Consider the following 17092-nt stretch of genomic DNA (forward strand, 5'->3'; position numbering starts at 1 on the left):
AGGTGTCATCCCAAAACCAACAAATGCCTATGCTATCAACAAACTAAACTAGAGCAACAATGACACATCAGAAAAATATAATCACCGCCGGCACACCCATCACCGAAGCCAAAAAAGCGCTCATCATGATCCATGGCCGCGGTGCCTCCGCCAGCGATATCATTACCCTGGCGCCACACCTTAACGTGAAAGACTATACGCTGATTGCCCCGCAGGCTACCGGCAATACCTGGTACCCGCAGTCATTTCTGGCGCCACCGGCCCAGAATGAGCCATGGCTCAGCAGCGCATTAAACCTCCTGAACGAAGTGGTAAACGACACCGTAGCTGCCGGCATCGCCAAAGAAAACATTTACTTCCTGGGATTCTCACAAGGGGCCTGCCTTACGCTGGAATTTACCACCCGGAACGCAGATAAGTACGGTGGCATAGTGGCCTTTACAGGTGGCCTCATCGGCGATCACATCTACCCGGAAAATTATAAAGGAAACTTTAATCATACGCCGGTGTATATCGGCAGCAGTGACCCCGACTTCCACGTACCTGTAGCAAGGGTACATGAGTCGGCCGAAATACTCAAAAAAATGGGGGCTGAAGTAACCGCAACGATATATCCTCAGATGGGCCATACAATAACGGTAGACGAAATAAGAGAAGCAAACAGACTGGTATTCAAGTAAGCCTTCACCGGCTTACTTTTTTTTATGCATCGCTCCCCTCACCTTACTCAAAAATTCCGGTGACACACCCAGGTAACGGGCAATCTGATTTTGAGGTACGCGCTGTACAATCTCGGGATATTTTTCTGTAAACGCCACATAACGTTGCTCCGCCGTTTGAGAAACGAGACTGTGAAACCGACGCTGCAACGCAAACAGCGACCGCTGCACCAGCAAACGGAACATGGTATCAAACTGGGGTACCTGCTCAAATAACCGCTGCTTGCTCTTGTAATCTATCAGCAGCAACTCACTGTCCTCCAGGGTTTCAATAAACATGTTGGTAGGTTTCTGCTCCGTAAAACTATATAAATCACTCACCCACCAGTTTTCTACTGCAAATGATAAAATTGTTTCGGTACCATCTTCACTAAGAAAATAAGTTCTCACCAAACCCTTTACTATAAAGGCTTCGAAATCACATACCTCTCCCTCCTGCAACAGATAGGTACGCTTGCGTACCCGCCTGAACTTCAGCAACGAATGAAAGTATTCCCGCTCCTCTGCTGTGAGCTGGATACACTTGTCTACGAATTGATCAATTTGCTCGTACATGGTATAAAGATAATGCAGGATTTTTCGGACAAAAAATGAATTTTGATATTTGCAACATTCCTCCTATTACCTTGTATTCAATTAATCAGAAAATCATTCCGAAAAATGGCAACAACCCACATTGCATCCGTACCCCTCGAAAAGGCTTACCGCCTCATTAACCACGGCCCTACCACCCTCATTTCCTCCCGCTATGGCGAGACGGAAAATGTGATGGCCGCTTCCTGGGCCTGTGGCCTGGATTATGTGCCGGCTAAAGTAACCGTGGTGATTGACAGCCATACTAAAACACGGGAGCTGGTAGAAAAAAGTGGATTATTTGTGATGCAGGTACCCACCGTAGCACTGTTAAACACCACCCGCACCCTGGGCAACATCAGCATGAACGACATTCCCGATAAACTAAACATCGCTGGTGTGGAACTTTTTGAGATGCCCGGCATAGACGTACCATTTGTAGAAGACTGTATTGCCTGGCTGGCCTGTAAGGTAATCCCGGAGCCACATAATCAGGAAGCCTATGATCTTTTTATTGGAGAAGTAGTTGGCGCCTGGGCAGATACCCGCGTATTCAATAATGGCCACTGGCTGTTTGATACTGCTGATCCTGAGCTGCGGAGTATTCACTATATCTCCGGCGGACAGTTTTATGCGATTGGAGAAGGGATGGAAGCGTACAAGTAGCATGCAACTGCTGCCTTTATTAATGGAGAAAATGACGTTCAGGCAAATGGCAACATCATCATTCACATCCTCATAAACGTAAAAACCAGCAATGCCAAGGCACTGCTGGTTTTACGCTTATATCACAAAAAAGCTACAACGTAGCCATGTCAATCACAAAGCGATACCGCACATCTCCTTTCAGCATACGCTCGTAAGCTGTAGCGATATCTTTGATATCAATCACTTCTACATCGGAAACAATGTTATTGGCAGCGCAGAAATCCAGCATCTCCTGGGTTTCAGGTAAACCGCCAATCATGGAACCAGCCACACTCTTACGACCAACAATCAGTGCAAAAGCGGGGATCTGGGATGGCTCTGGCGGAGCTCCTACGCAAATATGCGTACCATCGGTTTTTAACAGCGACATATACGCAGCAATATCATGTGGCGCACTCACTGTGTCAAGGATGAAATCAAAAGTATTTTGCGCTGCTTCAAACTGTGCTTTGTCGGAAGTAAGCAGGAAGTGGTGAGCACCCAGTTTTATGGGCAGTAATATCCGCCATGCGCACAAAATCCTGTATAAACTCATCTTTCAGGAAAAATAAGATGCTTTCATATACGTAACCAGAGGCCGGTATGCCGGTTTTATTATACTGGATAAGGGATGCTTTCTTTACCAGCAGCATCTCATTTTCCCGCACGGGAAAAGTTTGCTTGCCGTAGGTTACAATGTTCTGGCCTTTGGCCACATATAACAGCATGTGCTCTTCGAGGAACATACTGCCGGTGGTACAATCGGCATGGGTGCAACTTTCAATGGCAGAAAAGCCGTTCAGTTGCAGGCTTCGATGATTAAACGGCGCTGCAACCAGCTCGGACGGAACGCTGACAGACTTCATTCATTCTTGTTTTTAAGTAACTGCCTTTTGTCGCAAAAGACTAAGCGGGAGTATTAAACGGAAGTAAAATTACTAAAAAACAAACTATTTCATCTCCCTGTAAAAAAATATATAGACAGACTTGTCTGTTCAATAAAAATTTCCATACCTTTACATCATGAATACTCCCAGACAAAGAATCATGGACACGGCCACCGTGCTGTTTCACCAGCAGGGATACAACAGCACCGGCATCAACCAGATCATCAGTGAGGCAAATGTGGCAAAAGCGAGCTTTTACCAGCATTTCAAATCCAAAGATGAGCTGTGCGTAGCTTTCCTGGAAGCGCGGCACGACTACTGGTTCGCCGGCCTGCTGGAACATATGGACAAAGGCAAAAACACCCAGCAAAAAATACTGGCGGCTTTTGACTTCCTAATACACATGAACAAAAAGGAGAACTTCAGAGGATGTAGCTTCCTGAATATACTTTCGGAAATATCCGGCGATCAGGCGGCCATACTGGCGGTGATACAGTCGCACAAAAAAGACCTGCGAAATCTTTTTGAAAAAGAGCTGGAGGATGAACTGCTATCAGCGCAGGTATACCTCCTGTTCGAAAGCTCCATCATAGAAAGTCAGCTCTTTAAATCCAATGAGCTGATCAAAAAATCCAAAGAAATCATCACTAAATTAATCTGACAACATGGAACAACGTCACCCATTGCCGCCATTTACACTGGAAACGGCAAAACAGAAGATCCAGCTGGCCGAGGATGCCTGGAACAGTCAGGACCCGGAAAGGATATCACTGGCTTACACACCAGATAGTGTGTGGAGAAACAGACATCAGTTTGTCAACGGCCGCGAAGCCATTATAAAATTCCTCCGCCAAAAGTGGGAAAAGGAGCTGGATTATAAACTTAAGAAGGAATACTGGGCACATGCCGGCAACCGCATTGCTGTTCGGTTTGAGTATGAGTACAGGAATAAGGAGGGACAATGGTTCCGGGCATATGGCAACGAAAACTGGGAGTTCGATGAAAATGGTTTAATGCAGAAAAGATATGCGAGCATAAATGATCTTGCAATCAATGAAGCAGACAGATACTTGTAAACAAGTACCTGTCTGCCACCGAATCACGCTTCCCCGGCGGGTTTATGGCCTTTTCTTTCCAGCCAGTAGTAGAGAGATGGAATAACCACAGGCACAAAGAGCAGCGTAGCGGTTAGTCCCCCGATGATCACGGTTGCCAGCGGCCTTTGTACATCCGATCCTATACCGGTGCTGAGCGCGGCCGGCATTAATCCGATGATGGCTACAATGAGCATCATCATAATAGCTTTGAGCTGATCCACCGCCACTTTTTGCACGGAGGCCCGTACGGTGAGGGGAGATTTATACAACTCCCGGTTTAGGGCAGATACCAGCAAAACGCCTGCCATCACTGATATACCGAAGATGGATACAAAACCTACTCCGGCAGATACATTGAAGTGATATCCCCGGATAAACAGCGCCACAATGCCACCCGCCATCGCCATCAGCATACAACTCATGGTCACAAAGGTGTGCCGCATATTTTTAAACAGCATAAACAGGAATACAAACACAATCACGATAGTGAGCGGAATAGTGATCAGCAGCTGCTTTCCGGCGCGTTCCAGGTTTTCATACTGGCCGCCGTAAATGATGCTATAGCCTTTAGGCACATGAATTTCCCGGCCAATCTTTTCCTGCAATTCTTTCACAAAGGAGCCCTGGTCGCGGTTATGCACGTTGGTGCGTACCGTTACCATGCGCTTGCCATCGATGCGGTAAATATTCGTTTGGCCATCCACAAAGCGGATATCCGCCAGCTGCTCCAAGGGGATGAGTCCACCTGTGGCGCTGGGCACCTGGAGGGTCTTTATCACATCTATTGAATTTCTGTTTTCAGGGAGATATCGGACTACCATGTCATACCGCTTGGTTCCATGGTAGATGGTTCCTACGGCACGGCCTCCAATCGCGGCTTCAATCATATTCTGTATATCACTAACGTTAATGCCAAAACGAGCGGCATTTTCCCTGTTGATATTAATGGCCAGCTGCGCCTGCGTGCCCTCCTGCTCAATATTTACGGAAGCCGCACCTGCTGTTCCTTTCACGATCACGGCTATACTGTCTGCCTTACGCCGCATCATTTCCAGGTCGTCCCCCACAATAGAAATCGCCAGGTCAGCTGCACTACCCGTCACTATCTCCATCACCTGGTCAATAATCGGCTGTCCTGCATTGAAGCTCGCACCGGGAATATTACGTTCCAGGTCCGCCTGTATACGCCTTACCAGCTCTTTCTTAGGGATGGTATCACTCCACAGTTTATAATCCTTCAGACCTACCAGAATCTCCGTTCTGTTGGGCGGAAACGGGTCCGTACCATCATCGTTGCGTGCCGTTTGGGTGATCACATATTTCACCGGCGGGTATTTTGCAATTACTTCCCTGATTTTCGGGGCAAGGTTTTCTCCCTGCCTAATGATTTAGCTCAGCGCCGATTCAATCGCCTTATTTACTATCAACAACGCTTCATCCTCTTTCTTTCTGCTTCTTTCAGAGTGATTGCGGTTAATTACCGGGCCTACATTGCGCAGGATCTCGAATATATTTTGCTCATGGTCTTCGAAAATCAGGTGCCGGCTGAGGAATTGGGTGATCAGTTCCAGCTGTTCTGCATTTAATGCCAGGCTGGTGTTATGGAGATGTTGGGATATCAGGGCTTCGATTTCTGCTTGCTCCGCCACATTGCCCACGGTGAGTGGCAGCAACAGCAAAAACAACAGCGACTCGTTCCGGGTCGCTTTTGCCGTGAGCGCTTTCAGTTCCTCCCAGCTGAAGAGGGATAGATGAAAGTGTCCGCCGGTATTGCCCAGGTAAGTATCGTTAAAGTAATATACAGTTTCATGCGGGCGAAATTCTGCGTACAGGGTTACCTGTTCATTGAGCGGATGCGCGAAGGTATAGCCGCTCCAGGGGTCCTCCTCTTCAGTACCGGTAAGGCCACTCAGCCACTCACCGGAAGGCATTTCAAAATGATCAAAGAGGTAATCGGACAGCATAATTTCCAGGTCATCGCTAGAGGCAAAAGGGAACTGGGTCAGCAAAAAGAGGCAGAAGTTACGGTTAGATAAGGTTAATTCCATTGTTTCCAGGTCGTGATAGTAGTTATTTTGATCCCAGCGCATCCATAGGACACGGCTTTTTTGCTGCGCTGGATTTATTTCTCCCTACAAAGATAATACTTAGCTGGCTACAATAATACAAGATAGCCGCATTAACCCGGCGATTAATGCGGCTATCGGATGTATATCCGATGGTTAATTACGCTCCCGGATAAACGAAAACGGGTTGATAGCTTAAAATGCGATTGTATACTTTTTGCCTGCCTGCGTCTCTATTTCTTTTTGTCTGCCGGCATTCTTCACCATCAGCTTACCGCCATTATGCGAAAGCACTTCCGCCGCTTTCAGCTGACCATCCTCCCAACGCATGCTAACCTCAAAGCCCCCTCTGGCACGCAGTCCTTTCACATCCCCACTAGCCCATTCCTTTGGCAGTGCAGGCAGCAGTTCCACAAATCCCTGGTGGCTCTGGAGCAGCATTTCGGCAATACCGGCGCCACCACCAAAGTTACCATCTATCTGAAACGGCGGATGCGCGCAGAACAGGTTGGTATAAGTACCACCACCACTCATTCTGATACCGGATTCATTGCCGATGAAACGCAAGAGTTTCTTCAGTGCATCGTAGGCCTTATCACCGTTTTGGAGTCGCGCCCACAAATTAATACGCCAGGTAATAGCCCAGCCGGTACCATCGTTGGCACGTATTTCCAGCGACTTCCGTACCGCGTCTGCCAGTGCAGGCGTGCCCGTAGTGGTAATGCTGTTCCCCGGATAAGCTGCAAACAAATGCGACAAATGACGATGACGAGGATCTTCATCTTCCCAATCATAATACCACTCCTGCAGATTACCTTTTTTACCTACCTGGTAAGGGTATAATTTATTTAAAGCAGTTTTCACCTGTTGCGGCAAAGGTCCCTGTAACTTCAGTGTGCCAGCGAGCTCCAGGTAATCACTAAATAACTGCCGTATCATTGCCAGATCGGCAGTAGTGCCGTAGGCCACCATACCTTTGTAGCCGGTGGAGGGTATGATGTACACATTTTCCGGAGACGTAGCCGGCGCTGTTACCAGATGGCCCTTTTTATCGTCTACCAGGAAGTCGAGGCAGAACTGCACAGCACCCTCCATAATTGGCAGCGCTTTGTTTGCCAGAAATTTTTTATCGCCGGTAAACGCGTAATGCTCTGCCAGGTGTGAACTTAACCACACCCCACCCATTGGCCAGCTGGCCCAGTTGGCAGATCCTTCGCCAAATGCACCCACTGGGTTAGTCATTGCCCATATGTCGGTGTTGTGATTACACACCCAACCATTACAGTTATAATAATCTTTGGCGGTTACCGCGCCACTACGTTGCAGGCGTTCGGTTAAACTCAGCAGCGGTTCGTGGAACTCGGATAAGTTACCGGTTTCCACACCCCAATAGTTCATTTCTGCATTGATATTGGTAGTGAAATTGCTGCTCCATGGCGCCCGCAGCTCCTCGTTCCAGATGCCCTGGAGATTAGCAGCAATGCCTCCCGGCCTGGATGAGCTGATCATCAGGTAACGGCTATATTGATAATACAAAGCAATCAATCCATTGTCCGTATGGCCCTGGGAAAAACGTTGCAGTCGCTCGGCCGTAGTCAGATGGCCAAGGTTACTATCTCCCAGATGAATGGCAACACGATCAAAATATTTCCTGAAATCAGTTTGGTGGCGGTTATACAACCCTTCATACTTGCTACCCAGGGCTTTCGTTAAATACGCACCAGCATGCTGCATTTCATTCTTTCCCTGCGTGCCAGGTTTTTTATCAATACCATTGTAACTGGTAGCCATTGACACCAGTAACACCACTTCCTTCGCATTGCTGATATGTAATGTACTATCCTTCCACTCCTGTTTTCCATCTGATTTCAGCACCTGCATTTTTGCTACAAAACGCATCGCATTGGCCGTATCCTGGATAATAGGATTGGATGACTTGCGGTAGTTAGGCTCCACATGCACCGGGCTAAAACCTTTCATGGTAAGCGCGTTATTACCTGCGGCAGCATGATGAATCAGCAGGCTGTTAAACCTGCAATCCAATTCCAGCTTATCTTTTCCGGTGGCGGTGAGTCTGATCACCATCACCTGGTCAGGATAGGAAACAAAATATTCCCGTTTGTATTGGGTGCCGTTGATTTCATAACTAACGGTGCTGACTGCACGCTGTATATCCAGGCTACGTTTGTAATTGGTAACATTACTGCCATGTTTGAAATCCATGAGCAGGTTACCCAAAGGCATATACGATTCCGAATACTTTCCCTGCATGAACTTCATCAGCGAATCCGCCTTACGGTAATTCTCCTGAAACAAAGCCTCCCTCACCGGTTGCAGGTAATTTTTGGCGTTGGGATTCATATGTGCATCCACCGGGCCGCCGGACCACAACGTTTCTTCATTGAGTGATAAGCGCTCGGAGGCAACACCACCATACACCATGGCTCCCATACGGCCATTACCTATAGGCAGGGCTTCTTCGAAATGAGCAGCAGGTGTTTTATACCAGAGTTGCAAACCCTGGTTATTTTGCGCCACAGCAGAAACTGGCAATGCTAACAACAACAAGTATTTTAACATAGTACACATGGAATTTAATTACTTCATTGTTCACTTCTAATAACAGCCAAAGTAAACAGAAGGAATTACTTATGCAAACTGCGGGTCGGAATTGTATAATAGAAAGTCTTATTAGGGGAATTAACGAACGTTTGGGGCGATTGCAAACGCCAGGTGCGGGAGTAATGTTTCCTGTAACAATTATGCGGGTTAACATTTACATCTACCTAAAAAACAGCACAGGGAGCAGGTAATTGCCTGCCCCCTGTGATCCCTTAAGCTGCTTTCACTATTTTACTGGCGGAAGGAATTTCTCCAGCTCTCCGGATAAATGCTCGCCTCTTAAATTACGGGCAATAATTTTGCCCTCAGGGCTGATCAACAGATTTTGTGGCACTGCCGTTACGCCATAGGCTTTGGATACCGGGTTATTCCAACCCTGCAGGTTACTCACGTGTACCCAGGGCATCCCATCCTTTTCAATGGCTTTAACCCAGTTGGATTTCTTATCATCCAGTGATACACTGATGATGATGAAATCCCTGTTTTTATAGGCATTCCAGGCCTTTACCACATTCGGATTCTCGGCCCTGCAGGGGCCGCACCAGCTGGCCCAGAAATCAAGGAATACGTATTTACCTTTAAAGTCCGATAGGCGCACCATGTTGCCGCTGGTATCGGTCTGCGCAAAGTCAGGTGCCATTTCACCAACGGATATTCTTTTGGCCAGTGCCAGCTTATCAGCAATTTTCTTTGCTTCCCTGGTGCTTCGGATGCTGGTATCCAGTAATAAAAACATGGGCTCGAACGACTTCACATCAATAATGGAGGAGCGATTTTTTACCACATCCCAGCTAAGCCATGATTTCGGATGACTCCTTACAAAATCATCAGTGATCTTTCTGCGTTGATTTCCCAGTGGGCCAAGCATCGCATCTGAGGCTGCATTACCGGTAGTATCCTTCGTTTCAAATCTTTTAAGGCGCTCCCGTATTAATGGCTCCATTTGTGCCACTACGTTTGCTTCCAGACGCCCAAGTTCTAATAATTCAGTCTGTGTTTTACCACCGGTAATAGCGGCAGTCTTAATAGAGTCCTTGCCTTTGATGCGTATAATGGCGCCTCCATCTATGAAGAATTCCTTTTCATCCCGGGTCAGGTATTTTTTAAAATCAAATGGACCAGGATTTAATACTTTTATTTCGATAGTCGCTTTTACCGGGTGTTCTACCGCTCCTTTGAATTCAAATTTACCGTTGCGGATCAGCGATGAATGGTGAACTTTATTTTCTCCATCAAAATATTCGAGGAATGCCTTCCGTTCCTCTTTCAAACCTGGGAAATTACCTTTGATAGTAAAGGATTGCTGCTGCGCCATCGTTACAGTGCCGGTAAGCAGAAAGGCAGCGTTCAACAGGATTTTAGACTTGTTGTTCATGTATACGTATTGTTTATGGGTTATTGGTCATACCAGGATTCAGGTCCATGGTGAGTCGACTATAGCGAAGGGTGAACCGTTCCGGCCGGAGGGTTACTTCCTGTGAAGCCCCTGTTGGCGCATATATCCGGTGAACATATGTTTTGTGCCTGAACAATGGATCAACAGACATACGGCGCATATCAAACCAGCGGTTACCCGTTAGTGCAAATTCACGCACTCTTTCACCGTTGATCACATAATCTGTCAGCTGCTCTTGTGTCATCCCCGCAGGAACGGCTGATACCGATACAGGTATGCGGCGGGCACGTAAGGTTTCCAGATCGGCGCGGGCGCCATCGGGGTCGCTGGTGCGGGCTTTACATTCTGCCCTCATCAATAACATATCCGGTAATGTAATGCCTAAATTGACTGCTATACCAGGCATGCCCATTCTGCGCAGCACACCTGCGGTGTTGTAGGTGCCACCACCGAAAGCAGCACCTGTAAATAGTTTAAGGCGCAGATCCTCCGTTTGAAAAAGCGCACGGGCCTCCTGCGACAATACCAGTTCACTGTTAGTAAATGCCCAGTAGTTGACAACATTTTTTACAAAGATAGATTCCACAAATGCATCGGGCGCCGGTGATGCCGGCCCTAAAGCACTTATGGGCAGAAATACCCCTCCGGAAGCCAATTCCTTATTGTAATCGTATAGGCGTACCGGTATGCTGGCTCCCTGTAAATCCGTAAAAGCATTATTAAGTTGTTCCAGTGCTTGCGGAAAGCGGCCCATCGTTAAGTATACCTTACCCAACAGGGCCTCCCCGGCAGTTTTAGACATACGCATGCGCCAATACACCTTTTCCGGCAGGTCAGGTATGGCCGTCAGCAAATCGCGCTGCAGCAAGTCGTATACTTCCTGGACGGTGGCACGGGTAAACTTTTGCTGTGTTACGTCCGACTGCGTACTGATGGGACATCCCAGGTCGCTGGCCGCCGTAGCCGGATCATAGGGTTTTCCAAAGTAATTAACCATCATAAAATAGCACCAGGCGCGACCCGCCAGTGCTTCCGCCTTCAGGCTGCGCTTTTGCTGTTCCGTACCATTTACACTATTCATTACCTCATTGATCACTTTGTTATATACATACACCTGTTTCATGAAATCAATTACTTCCGGATTGTTTTCATTAGGCTCGTAGACATCATCTGCCCATTTAAACAAGCGCTGTACCCTTAAGGTAGCGCCGCTGAGCCACGGCTCTACCGCCACCACCTCATCTCCCATTGGCACCTGTGTATCAGCTGTTACATTGAGCAAATCAATATTATTCAATAACAGGTTGTAATCGTCTGTTTCTTTAGCAATGAGCTTACCCTTAGGCTCCACCTCCAGGAAATCTTTATTGCACGCGACCAGCATCGTTATACTCAGCAATCCCGCTAACCAGATTCTATTCGTCATGATTAATTGGTTTAAAAGTTAGAATGATACATGCGCACCAAATGTAAAAGTCCCCTGGTTTACCGGTATCGCGCGGATACCACCAGCTACTGTGCCTCCCAGGGCATTCATAAACTCAGGATCTATATCATATTGGTTGGCCTTCCACAACATCACATTGGATACCTGGAAACGGAAGGTGATCGCCTGTGATTTGAGACGCTGCACCAGCTGCGCCGGCAGTGAATAGAACAGTGAAATATCGCGGAACTTCATATAGGATGCACTCACAATGTTGGTATTGGCAGCCGTATAATATTCCACGTCCCGTTCTGCATTGCTGATAGATGCGTTAGGGATGTACTTGGGAATATCCGTCAACGCTTCATCGCCGGGCTTTCTCCAGCGGTTTGCGAATTCAGCATTCGGATTTCCGCTTGAAAACGGACTGCTGCTGCTTTGTATCAGGCGACCACCACTGTAATTACTATTCACATCTCTGCGCATAACTGCACCGAGGTTATAAATAATGTTGGCGGACAAACTGAAACTGCGGTAAGTAAAGGTGTTGCTAAAACCACCGGACCATGGCGACTGTGCAGTACCCATCAGCAGGATGTCTGCCGGCTTAGCCACGTTACGATCGGCCGTAATTTTGCCTCCTGCATTTATCTGCGGATTCCCTTGCGCATTTAATCCGGCATAATCGTAGCCAAACACCGGCACTGCCGGATAACCTTCCACAAAGCGGGACAGCAGCAGTTGGCGCCCGGTAGTAATAGGCGTTGCCATATTCAGCTTAGTGATACGGTTACGGTTATAACCCAGTGTAAATACGGTAGACCAGCTAAAATCCTTCGCATGCACATTCATCGATTGCACACTGATCTCCACTCCTTTATTTACGATATCCCCAAGGTTACCAATCACGGAGCCATAACCGGTGAATGGATTCAGGCTCATATTGCCGATCAGGTTGGTGGTGGCTCGTTGATATACATCCACCGCACCTTTCAGGCGATCGTTTAAGATGGAGAAGTCCACTCCTATATTTGTAGTAGCGGTGCTTTCCCAGGTGAGCCGGTTATTGGCAGGCGAAGCAATGTATAATCCCTGGTTATTATAAAAGTAGCCATTGGTACGTGGCGCAAGAATGTCGAAACTAGCCGCCGTACCCGGATTGGGGCTGTTGCCTGTAATGCCGTAGGTTACACGCAGCGCCAGGAATTGCAACCAGGGTGTATGTGCCAGGAAGCTTTCACTACTGGCCGTCCACTTACCGCCAACGCTCCATACAGGACGGTTTTGGGCAGATTTATCACGACCAAATAAATTGCTTTCATCTATTCGCCAGCTCGCATTCAAGGCATATTTAAGTTTCCAGGTATAGGCGGCATTGGCATAATAGGAAGTAGAGCGGGCTTTTATTTCAGCTTGCGCAAAAACACTGTCGCTATTCAGGACACTACGGTTAAGGCTATTGGGCAATACCGGGTTGTTAATGCCCGGATTAGCGAGTGATTTATAATCCACCACACCGGCTGTTTGCAGTAATGGATCGTATCCCCTTGCCTGGTTGGTGTTGTAATTGGTTAATTGCTCAGTAGCCTCCTGGCCTGCCAGCAGGGTCAGTTGATGGGTACGCTGCCGCCATGCCTGGTCGTAAATCAACTGGTTACGCACCGTCCAGTTAGTTTGCAATGTATTTGCCACTGTATACCGGCCACCGGAGGATGGCAGGTAATACACCGGCTTACCACCGGGAACAGCTACAGTAAATTGCACCAGCTCCTCGCGTACACGGTAACTTTGTTCGCTGTCGAAAACAGTTGTCCTGTTACTGCCTTTCAGATAGCCATACACGCCTTCGTAACGCAGCCCCTTTAGCAGTTGTGCCGTTAGTCCGCCTGTAACCCGCGCCAGCATAGCATTACTGTTAGTTTGACCATAATTCATTTCATCCAGCGGAATATAGTCCAGGCTTACCCCACTCTGTTTTTCCAGCGACCCGCGCGTAGAATCCTGCAGCCGGATAAAGGATGCAGTGCTCAGGTGCTTACCATTGGCATCCTGAAACAGTTGGTAGGGCAGCATCATCCCATTGACAATTATATTGGGTGGTGAAAAAGTTTGGGTATTGGTAAGGTCTGTAATCAGGTAGGCTTTGATATGTTTGTTGAACTGCAGGTCCTGGCGCAGATTCAGTTTAAAGGTATTATTTTTTTCAGTCGGGCGACTGGAGCGCACGCCTGTATAGGCCATTGATCCGTAGAAGCCGTAATTGCTGGTACCTCCACGTACGGAGAGGGTGTGGTTAGTAAGCGCGGCAGAGCGGTACCAGAGGTCGCTGATCTGATCCAGGTTGTTGATGCCGGCAAGACTATCTAACTGGCTTTTAGCCTGTGCGGCGGTAATGAGACCGCGGTACTGGTTATATAAAATCATTTCATGTGGCGGCACACCGGTTAAATTGGTTGGGTTCACCACATTACTCCATTTGTTGTTGGCTAAGTCCGGCGAAAAAATGGCGGTGGCTTCGTCAATAAACTGACGGCTGCTGAGCACCGGCATGTTCTTCAGGTCCGGCCTTCCCTGGAGGTTTACAAAGCCATCGTATTCCATGGACAGGCGACTCGACTCCTTTCCCTTTTTGGTGGTAATCACAATTACCCCGTTGGAAGCCCGGGCACCCCAGATAGAGGCTGCTGTGGCATCTTTCAAAACAGTAATATCCTCCACATCCTGTGGATTGATGGCATTGATATCATCCATAGGAATTCCATCCACTACCAACAAAGGCCCATGGCTGGTATTGTCCGATATGGAGGCAAGCCCACGTATCAGGATATTATTACCTTTAACAGGACTTGGAGCGTTGTTGATGGTAAGCCCGGGCACCAGGCCTTCTATGCGCTGTACAATATTCATGCTGCCGGAGCGGTTTTTGAAAATCGCATCATCAGGTTTCGAAAAGCTACCTGTAGTGCGTTCTTTGGAGATTACCTGGTAACCGGTAGATACCACATTGGCGGTAGATAAATTTGTTACGGAAGATGTTAAACGCACAACCAGCGGAGCCTGGGACCGGATCACCAGCACCTGTGGCAGATAACCGATGCTGCTTACCTCTACTTCATTGCCGGCATCCACTCCCTTTATCCGAAAAGTACCATCCGCAGCAGATACGGTCTGGCTATTTTTTCCCCGCACCCTCAGGCTCACTCCTGGAATAGGCATACCGGTGCTGTCCTGCACTTTTCCTGTGATAGTCCACTCCTGCTCCTGTTGGCTGTTGGCGGGCGCCGCTTTAGAACGGATGATCACCCGATTACCATTTAGCTGGTAGGACAATGGTTGGCCATCCATACATTTGTTTAACACCTCTTCCGGTGTTGCCTCTTTTACCTGTATGCTCACAGGTTTCAGGTGTTTGAGCGCTGCCTCATTGTAAATAATGCTGATACCCGTTTGTCTGAGGATCTCTGTAAATACTTCCTGTAATGGCTTTTCCTTCAGCGACAGGGAAATGCGTTGTGCTGTGGCTCCTGCTGCTCCAAGCTGCAAGCAGCATGTCAACAGGATGACCACACCAATTTTCAATAGTTGGTTGTTGGTCTGATTCATTTACTAGGTGGATATTAATTATGGTTGACTGGTTGATAAAACATATACGGTATTGCCTTGTACACGGAATTTGTTTGGTCCGCTTGCTTCCAGCATGTCTAAAACATCCTGCAGTTGCTGGTTCCTGCCGATGCCACCACCGTAATGGTATGGTACTGCCGTAGTTTGATAAACAATCTGCACATTATACCACCGGGCAATTTCCCGCAAAATGGCTGGCAGGTCGGCATCATTAAATTCAAACATGCCGTTTTTCCAGGCGGTAACTTTTCGTATATCCGCCATACGGCTGGTGGTGCTACCTGTTGCCTGGGTGGTTACCGCCTGTTCCCCCGGGGTCAGCAGCACGCTTGCTTTTCCGGCAGCTACCCTCACCTTTCCTGTTGCCAGTGTGGTAAGCACCTGTGCTTCATCCGTATAAGCGTTTACGTTAAAGCTGGTACCCAGTACTTCCACCGTTACCTCGCTGGCATTAACTTTAAATGGGCGTTTCACATCCTGGGTAATTTCGAAATAGGCTTCCCCGCGCAGCTTTACTACACGCTCACTACCGGTGAATGCCGTAGGAAATATGAGTGAAGAAGCAGAGTTCAGCCATACCTTGCTACCATCGGGTAGCCGCAGCTCAAACTGGCTGCCCGGCGGTGTTGAGAGCGTATGCATCACAGCTTTTTCAGTGGCAGTATTGCTATAATCCAGTGCACTGCCGGTTTTGGTAACCACGGCTCCTCCCTGGCGGCTAACCACCCCATTATGGGCGGCATCCAGGGCTACCACACCACCATCTGCCAGCGTGAGTATGGCACGGTTACTACCCGCAGGCATTTTTGCAATAACCGGTGTAACCGGAGAAGTTGTATAGTATTTCATTACAGCTGTGGCACACAGCATAAGTATAACAGCAGCGGCCACACGCCATACATAGTAAAGCACTGTACGCGGTTGATTTTCCGGTATTCCCAGGGCGGAAAAAATTGCCCGGGTGGCGGCGGCGGTATCCTGTTGGTCAAACTCCCGCATACGGGCCACCAGCCATTTACGATCTGTCAGCTGCTGCGCCGTGTGCTGGTTTAGAGCTGACTCGCTCACCCACTGATTCCATAATTCCTGTTCCTCCGGCGTTGTTGGCAGGCCTTCTCTTATTTTGGCGGCCACCATTGCCAGTTGCATTGCCTGCTCTTCTTTATAGCTCATAAATACGCGCTTTCCGGGTCACTATCCCCAATAGAAACACCGCCGTCTGGAAAAAGTACCATCGGCATCTAAAAAAAAATTTAAACAGGGAAATTAAAAAGGAAGTAATAACCTCAGCAGGAGCTGCAGCATTTTTGGATCATGTCCGAATTTCTTACGCAACAGCTCAAAGGCTTTGTATTTCTGGTTTTTCACAGTCTGTAATTGCAGCTTGAGTTTATCCGCAATTTCCTGTAAGCTCAATCCTTCTTCTACACTGAGATAAAATATTTCCTTCATACGTGCAGGCATCAGGGCTACTTCCTGGTAAATCAGTGCCTGGGTTTCGGCTTCAGCTAACTGTCGTTGTCCGTCATTATCCACCGGGTCTGCCAATACCGTATGATTGCGCACGAGTTCCCGCTCCCTGCTGCGATTAGCATTGAGGCAGGCATTGCGGGTAGTAAGAAAAAGGAATTTACGCAAGGCCGGCATAGTGTCAAAACGGTCCTGATGGCGCCACAGCGCAATAAATGATTCCTGTGCAATATCATGTACCTGCGCAGGATGGGATAACAAACCACTGGCATAGTGACACACCACAGGAAAATAAAGCTTCACCAATTCGGCAAATGCATCATTGTTCTGTAGTGTTAATTCCCGGAGCAGCCACTCCTCTTTATGCGCAGTGAATAACGACAAGTAATAGTTTGGATTGTTTCCGCAATAATAATAAAAAAAATAAAAAATAGTCAGCAGGAGTATAGGTAATAATCTATTAACGGTAAAGCAAATAGCCTTTCATCTCCTTTAAAAGCCAGCAATTCGGTAATAGCATTCACT

15 protein-coding genes are annotated in these 17092 nt (G+C 47.8%); 4 read left to right on the forward strand and 11 right to left on the reverse strand.

Going from position 1 to position 17092, the window contains the following annotated elements:
* Positions 1-59: 59 nt before the first annotated feature.
* Complete coding sequence (locus tag KW844_RS13095) at positions 60-680, forward strand: alpha/beta hydrolase (RefSeq protein WP_218377186.1); 621 nt, start codon at positions 60-62, stop codon at positions 678-680.
* A gap of 12 nt (positions 681-692) precedes the next feature.
* On the opposite strand, the gene KW844_RS13100 is transcribed toward KW844_RS13095, so the two are convergent.
* A complete protein-coding gene (locus tag KW844_RS13100) occupies positions 693-1274 on the reverse strand; it encodes a Crp/Fnr family transcriptional regulator (RefSeq protein WP_218377187.1) in 582 nt (193 codons plus the stop codon).
* Between the two features lie 105 nt (positions 1275-1379).
* On the opposite strand from KW844_RS13100, the gene KW844_RS13105 reads away from it, so the two are divergent.
* Entirely contained in the window at positions 1380-1958 is a 579-nt protein-coding gene (locus tag KW844_RS13105) for a flavin reductase family protein (RefSeq protein ID WP_218377188.1), read from the forward strand.
* Positions 1959-2091: 133 nt separating this feature from the next.
* Here KW844_RS13105 and KW844_RS13110 read toward each other — a convergent pair whose 3' ends face one another.
* Together KW844_RS13110 and KW844_RS13115 are read right to left on the reverse strand one after the other, a co-directional pair.
* A complete protein-coding gene (locus KW844_RS13110; RefSeq protein WP_218377189.1) occupies positions 2092-2535 on the reverse strand; it encodes a zinc-binding dehydrogenase in 444 nt (147 codons plus the stop codon).
* A complete protein-coding gene (locus KW844_RS13115; protein WP_218377190.1) occupies positions 2438-2845 on the reverse strand; it encodes a hypothetical protein in 408 nt (135 codons plus the stop codon). Before KW844_RS13115 ends, KW844_RS13110 begins: the two co-directional genes overlap by 98 nt.
* Positions 2846-3002: 157 nt before the next feature.
* Between KW844_RS13115 and KW844_RS13120 the strand changes: the two genes are divergently transcribed.
* The gene (locus KW844_RS13120) at positions 3003-3527 is read left to right on the forward strand and encodes a TetR/AcrR family transcriptional regulator (RefSeq protein WP_218377191.1); all 525 of its coding nucleotides are present in this window, start codon (positions 3003-3005) and stop codon (positions 3525-3527) included.
* Positions 3528-3531: 4 nt separating this feature from the next.
* Positions 3532-3942 carry a nuclear transport factor 2 family protein gene (locus KW844_RS13125; RefSeq protein WP_218377192.1) on the forward strand — a complete coding sequence of 137 codons (411 nt, stop codon included), beginning with the start codon at positions 3532-3534 and terminating at the stop codon, positions 3940-3942.
* Positions 3943-3965: 23 nt separating this feature from the next.
* Here KW844_RS13125 and KW844_RS13130 read toward each other — a convergent pair whose 3' ends face one another.
* The 8 genes from KW844_RS13130 to KW844_RS13165 all read right to left on the reverse strand — a co-directional run bounded on the left by KW844_RS13130 (position 3966) and on the right by KW844_RS13165 (position 16951).
* Positions 3966-5351: an efflux RND transporter permease subunit gene (locus KW844_RS13130; RefSeq protein ID WP_218377273.1), complete on the reverse strand. Its 1386-nt coding sequence runs from the start codon at positions 5349-5351 to the stop codon at positions 3966-3968.
* Entirely contained in the window at positions 5352-6053 is a 702-nt protein-coding gene (locus tag KW844_RS13135; RefSeq protein WP_218377193.1) for an Imm19 family immunity protein, read from the reverse strand.
* 171 nt (positions 6054-6224) lie between these two features.
* A complete protein-coding gene (locus KW844_RS13140) occupies positions 6225-8609 on the reverse strand; it encodes a glycoside hydrolase N-terminal domain-containing protein (protein WP_218377194.1) in 2385 nt (794 codons plus the stop codon).
* Positions 8610-8877: 268 nt separating this feature from the next.
* Entirely contained in the window at positions 8878-10026 is a 1149-nt protein-coding gene (locus KW844_RS13145) for a TlpA disulfide reductase family protein (protein ID WP_218377195.1), read from the reverse strand.
* Positions 10027-10039: 13 nt separating this feature from the next.
* Positions 10040-11473 (reverse strand): RagB/SusD family nutrient uptake outer membrane protein, encoded by a 1434-nt coding sequence (locus tag KW844_RS13150; RefSeq protein ID WP_218377196.1) that lies wholly within the window; start codon positions 11471-11473, stop codon positions 10040-10042.
* 18 nt (positions 11474-11491) lie between these two features.
* Positions 11492-15076, reverse strand: coding sequence for a SusC/RagA family TonB-linked outer membrane protein (locus KW844_RS13155; RefSeq protein ID WP_218377197.1), 3585 nt, complete (start codon positions 15074-15076; stop codon positions 11492-11494).
* Positions 15077-15094: 18 nt separating this feature from the next.
* Entirely contained in the window at positions 15095-16270 is a 1176-nt protein-coding gene (locus tag KW844_RS13160; protein ID WP_218377198.1) for a FecR family protein, read from the reverse strand.
* A 93-nt stretch (positions 16271-16363) separates the two neighbouring features.
* The gene (locus tag KW844_RS13165) at positions 16364-16951 is read right to left on the reverse strand and encodes an RNA polymerase sigma factor (RefSeq protein WP_218377199.1); all 588 of its coding nucleotides are present in this window, start codon (positions 16949-16951) and stop codon (positions 16364-16366) included.
* Positions 16952-17092: the final 141 nt, after the last annotated feature.

The organism is Chitinophaga sp. sic0106 (genome assembly GCF_019219075.1).
Classification (GTDB): Bacteria; Bacteroidota; Bacteroidia; order Chitinophagales; family Chitinophagaceae; genus Chitinophaga.

What these genes read in the sequence shown, in the direction of transcription:
- KW844_RS13095 (WP_218377186.1), top strand. Translation starts at nt 60, where the DNA reads ATGACACATCAGAAAAATATAATCACCGCCGGCACACCCATCACCGAA.
- KW844_RS13100 (WP_218377187.1), bottom strand. Translation starts at nt 1,274, where the DNA reads ATGTACGAGCAAATTGATCAATTCGTAGACAAGTGTATCCAGCTCACA.
- KW844_RS13105 (WP_218377188.1), top strand. Translation starts at nt 1,380, where the DNA reads ATGGCAACAACCCACATTGCATCCGTACCCCTCGAAAAGGCTTACCGC.
- KW844_RS13110 (WP_218377189.1), bottom strand. Translation starts at nt 2,535, where the DNA reads ATGAGTTTATACAGGATTTTGTGCGCATGGCGGATATTACTGCCCATA.
- KW844_RS13115 (WP_218377190.1), bottom strand. Translation starts at nt 2,845, where the DNA reads ATGAAGTCTGTCAGCGTTCCGTCCGAGCTGGTTGCAGCGCCGTTTAAT.
- KW844_RS13120 (WP_218377191.1), top strand. Translation starts at nt 3,003, where the DNA reads ATGAATACTCCCAGACAAAGAATCATGGACACGGCCACCGTGCTGTTT.
- KW844_RS13125 (WP_218377192.1), top strand. Translation starts at nt 3,532, where the DNA reads ATGGAACAACGTCACCCATTGCCGCCATTTACACTGGAAACGGCAAAA.
- KW844_RS13135 (WP_218377193.1), bottom strand. Translation starts at nt 6,053, where the DNA reads ATGCGCTGGGATCAAAATAACTACTATCACGACCTGGAAACAATGGAA.
- KW844_RS13140 (WP_218377194.1), bottom strand. Translation starts at nt 8,609, where the DNA reads ATGTTAAAATACTTGTTGTTGTTAGCATTGCCAGTTTCTGCTGTGGCG.
- KW844_RS13145 (WP_218377195.1), bottom strand. Translation starts at nt 10,026, where the DNA reads ATGAACAACAAGTCTAAAATCCTGTTGAACGCTGCCTTTCTGCTTACC.
- KW844_RS13150 (WP_218377196.1), bottom strand. Translation starts at nt 11,473, where the DNA reads ATGACGAATAGAATCTGGTTAGCGGGATTGCTGAGTATAACGATGCTG.
- KW844_RS13155 (WP_218377197.1), bottom strand. Translation starts at nt 15,076, where the DNA reads ATGAATCAGACCAACAACCAACTATTGAAAATTGGTGTGGTCATCCTG.
- KW844_RS13160 (WP_218377198.1), bottom strand. Translation starts at nt 16,270, where the DNA reads ATGAGCTATAAAGAAGAGCAGGCAATGCAACTGGCAATGGTGGCCGCC.